Genomic DNA, 4,647 nt, shown 5'->3' with positions numbered 1-4,647 from the left:
ATGTAATTAAACCCTTTCAGGGCACCCCAATAAATATATAATTGTAAGGCTTTCAGCCTAACTGCTAAATTCCCATTTATGAAACGAATTTTGAACTATTACTTATGAGGATTATATCTATATTGACATTTGTCCTGTTTTTCAGTCTTTTCTCTGTTTATGCAGAAGATGGGAGTGCTTTGTGGCTTCGTTATTCAACGGGAGCAAAAGCAATAATAATGAATAAGAAACAATCTCCTACATTAAATATCGCCGTTTCCGAATTGCGGAACTTCTGGCAGGGAGGAATCCCCATAACGCTGGAAATACAGAAAAATAAGGAACTGCGTGCATTAGGAAATGACGGGTACATCATCCGCGCTTCTAAAGACGGTAACCATCTGACAATCACTTCTTCCGGTGAGCAAGGAATACTTTACGGAACTTATCATCTGCTTCGTCTGCAAGCCACCGGACAATTATCCGAATCAACATTGAAGTCTTTAAATGTCTCCGAAAAACCGGATTACCGGATTCGCGTCTTGAATCATTGGGACAATCTGGACGGTACAATCGAACGTGGTTATGCCGGACATTCGCTTTGGAAATGGGACGAACTTCCTTCTGTTGTTTCTCCCCGCTATGAAGCCTATGCACGTGCCAATGCTTCCATCGGTATTAATGCTACTGTGATAAACAACGTCAATGCAAGTCCTAAGATACTATCTGATGATTATTTGCAGAAAGTCAAAGTTCTGGCAGACATCTTCCGTCCTTATGGTTTGAAAATATATCTTTCAATTAACTTTTCTTCCCCGGCAGCTTTAGGTGGTTTATCCACCTCCGATCCGTTGGATAAAGAGGTGATTGCCTGGTGGAAGAAAAAAGCCAAAGATATCTATTCGCTGATACCCGATTTCGGAGGCTTTTTGGTGAAAGCAAACTCCGAAGGACAACCCGGACCGTGTGACTACGGGCGTACTCATGCCGAAGGGGCGAACATGCTTGCCGATGTATTGAAACCTTATCGCGGCATCGTCATGTGGCGTGCTTTCGTTTACTCGCCCACGGACAGCGACCGGGCCAAGCAAGCCTATCTTGAATTTGAACCTTTGGACGGAAAATTCCGCGACAATGTCATTGTGCAGATAAAGAACGGCCCGATTGATTTCCAGCCCCGCGAACCGTTCAGCCCGTTATTCGGAGCCATGAAGAAAACACCCGTGATGCCGGAATTTCAGATAACACAGGAATATCTGGGATTCTCCAACCACCTCGTTTTTCTCGCTCCCATGTGGAAAGAATGTCTGGACAGCGACACTTACGTACAAGGCGCAGGCTCTACCATCGCCCGTGTGACGGACGGCTCCTTGTTCCCCCATTCATTGACGGCTATTGCCGGTGTCACCAATATCGGTGATGACATCAATTGGTGCGGACATCCTTTTGCCCAAGCCAACTGGTATGCTTTCGGTCGTTTGGCATGGAAACATTCACTTTCTTCCGAGCAGATCGGTGAAGAATGGTTGAGGCAAACTTTTCTTCCGGTTGCCTTACAGCCGTACAACGATTCCGTCAATGAAATATCTCCCAAAGAGAGACAACAACTTCACTCTCAACTCTCCCTTCTCAACTCTCAACTTCTCCAAGAGTCGAGGGAAGCAGTAGTAGATTATATGATGCCGTTAGGACTGCATCACATCTTTGCATGGGGACATCATTACGGGCCCGAGCCTTGGTGTGATATTCCCGGTGCCCGTCCCGACTGGATGCCTTCTTATTACCATAGGGCAGATGACGGCGGTATCGGATTCGACCGCAGCAGCAAAGGGAGCAATGCGACCGCACAATATCACTCTCCTTTATGCGAACAACTGGATAATGTAGATACCTGTCCCGAAAATCAGCTTCTTTGGTTCCACCATGTTCCCTGGAATCATCGGATGAAGAGCGGGCGTACACTTTGGGCGGAGTTGTGCTATGCTTATGACCGTGGGGTGCAAGAAACCAGAAACTTCCAGAAGTTATGGGCGCCTATGGAGAAATACATCGACCCAGAACGATTCCGTGACGTACAGCACCGGTTGAAGATTCAGGCACGTGACGCAGTGTGGTGGAAAGATGCCTGCTTGCTCTATTTCCAGCAATTCAGCAAGCAGCCGATACCTTATGAACTGGAACGTCCGGTGCATGAATTGAAAGATATGATGGAATACAAACTGAATATCACTAATTTTGAATGTCCGCCTTACGGATTTACTAAATAGACAAGAAAAGTGCTTGTTCTGTGATAAAATTGTTACCTTTGCGGTCAAAAATAAAACAGAATATAAGAATATGAGCCAAAATACATTCTGCATGGCGGGGGGCGTAGCACGCAACCCGCTTGTGCGTTTAGCCAAACCTATCACGGCAACTATCGGAGCGAACGAACATATAGCCATTGTAGGTCCCAATGGGGGTGGCAAGAGCCTTTTTGTAGATACATTAATCGGAAAATATCCGCTACGTGAAGGAACACTCCAGTATGACTTTTCCCCTTCCGCTACTCAAACTGTTTATGATAATGTGAAATATATCGCGTTCCGTGATACTTATGGAGCGACAGATGCCAATTATTACTACCAACAGCGTTGGAATGCGCACGACCAGGATGAAACGCCGGACGTCCGCGAAATGTTGGGAGAGATTAAAGACGAACAACTGAAAAATGAACTGTTCGAGCTCTTCCGCATCGAACCTCTTCTTGATAAAAAGATAATCCTTCTTTCAAGTGGTGAACTGCGTAAATTCCAGCTCACAAAGACACTGTTGACAGCCCCCCGCGTTCTGATAATGGATAATCCGTTTATCGGACTGGATGCGCCTACCCGCGAATTGTTATTCTCTTTGCTTGAACGTCTGACAAAAATGTCTTCCGTCCAGATTATTCTGGTACTTTCCATGATGGATGATATACCTTCCTTTATCACTCACGTTATCCCTGTTGATAAAATGGAAGTGTTTTCCAAGATGGAACGCGAAGCCTACCTGACTGCTTTCCGCAACAGAGACACAACTACTTCTTTCGATGAATTGCAGAAACGGATTATTGATTTGCCTTATGACGGCAACAACTATGACTCGGACGAAGTGGTGAAACTGAATAAGGTAAGTATCCGCTATGGCGACCGCACTATTCTGAACGAACTGGACTGGACAGTGCATCGTGGGGAGAAATGGGCGTTGAGCGGGGAGAACGGTGCAGGAAAGTCTACATTATTGAGTTTGGTTTGTGCGGATAATCCACAATCATACGCTTGCGACATCAGCCTTTTCGGACGCAAACGGGGAACTGGAGAAAGTATTTGGGAAATCAAGAAACACATCGGATATGTAAGTCCCGAGATGCATCGTGCTTATCTCAAAAACTTGCCGGTTATTGAAATCGTAGCCAGCGGACTGCACGACAGTATCGGACTGTACAAACGCCCCCAACCGGAGCAAATGGCTGTATGTGAGTGGTGGATGGATATATTCGGCATTGCCGACTTGAAAGACAAACCTTTCTTGCAGCTTTCCAGTGGGGAGCAACGTCTGGCTCTGTTGGCACGTGCTTTCGTCAAAGATCCTGAATTACTGATTTTGGACGAACCGCTTCATGGATTGGATACTTACAATCGTCGTCGGGTCAAAAAGGTGATCGAAGCCTTCTGTAAACGTAAAGATAAGACGATGATTATGGTAACACATTATGAATCAGAACTTCCGGATACGATTACAAACCGCATCTTCTTGAAAAGAAATGATACGTTAATATATTAGAATATGATTTCTAATATTTTTTAATGAATTGATTGCTTTTTGTGTTATTTGGCTATCTTTGTGCTTAATTAAATGCAAAAAGTAACCACAAAGATATGAATAGTAGCCAAAATGCCATAGCTGTATTGTATAGGAAATATTGGCAAAAGCTCTATATTCATGCATATAATCTGCTGAATGACGGAGAAAGCGCAAAGGATGTATTGAGTGATGTGTTTTGCTCAGTACTTGAAAACAGCGAGCAGTTTGAAGGGAAGACTGATTTGCTGCCTTTATTTTATGTCATGGTGAAAAACCGTTGCATTGACCACATACGTCATCAGAATGTAGTGAACCGGAATGCGGAAAGATACTTGGAAGAACTTTATAGCGGTTGGACTGCCAAAGAGTATCGGGACTACGAAGATAAAATAGACCGGATGCAGGAGAGTATCCGCCAGATGGCGCCGCAAATGCGCATAGTAGTGGAAGAGTTTTTTCTGAATGAAAAGAAATGTGCGGAAATTAGTGAAATATTAAATATCAGTGATAATACAGTCAGAACCCATATTGCCCGGGCTTTAAAAATACTCCGTAAACGATTGAGTGTCTTTTTACTTATTACAGTTTAATGTTGAATCCTGCTCTTCACTTGTTTTACACTTTAGCTGAATGGCTATAAATCAGATGTCTATGGTGAATGGAAGTAGGAAAAACAAAGTAAATAACCCTTCACACCCTTCACGCACTGTAAGCGTCTCCGCGATTCTATATAGTTTGCTAAAATAAAAAGGCTAATGCTCCCTTTTTATCCATTAGCCTTTTCCCATCTGTCAGGAAGCAGTTCCCTGTATTTTTCAAGTGGTGTGTTTGGTTGTCATTCAG

The 4,647-nt window shown here is 44.0% G+C and carries 3 protein-coding genes; all 3 read left to right on the top strand.

Going from position 1 to position 4,647, the window contains the following annotated elements; all coding sequences use genetic code 11:
• The first annotated feature begins 104 nt into the window (after nucleotides 1–104).
• The gene (locus BXY_RS22320; protein WP_008644898.1) at nucleotides 105–2,246 is read left to right on the top strand and encodes an alpha-glucuronidase family glycosyl hydrolase; all 2,142 of its coding nucleotides are present in this window, start codon (nucleotides 105–107) and stop codon (nucleotides 2,244–2,246) included.
• 70 nt (nucleotides 2,247–2,316) lie between these two features.
• Nucleotides 2,317–3,783, top strand: a complete 1,467-nt coding sequence (locus BXY_RS22315) for an ATP-binding cassette domain-containing protein (RefSeq protein ID WP_008644900.1) — start codon at nucleotides 2,317–2,319, stop codon at nucleotides 3,781–3,783.
• Nucleotides 3,784–3,878: 95 nt separating this feature from the next.
• A complete protein-coding gene (locus BXY_RS22310) occupies nucleotides 3,879–4,394 on the top strand; it encodes an RNA polymerase sigma factor (protein WP_008026044.1) in 516 nt (171 codons plus the stop codon).
• Nucleotides 4,395–4,647 lie beyond the last annotated feature (253 nt).

This window comes from Bacteroides xylanisolvens XB1A, assembly GCF_000210075.1.
Lineage (GTDB): Bacteria > Bacteroidota > Bacteroidia > Bacteroidales > Bacteroidaceae > Bacteroides > Bacteroides xylanisolvens.
Note: the sequence above shows the minus strand (reverse complement) of the source record. Positions and strands in the feature narration are given on the sequence as shown.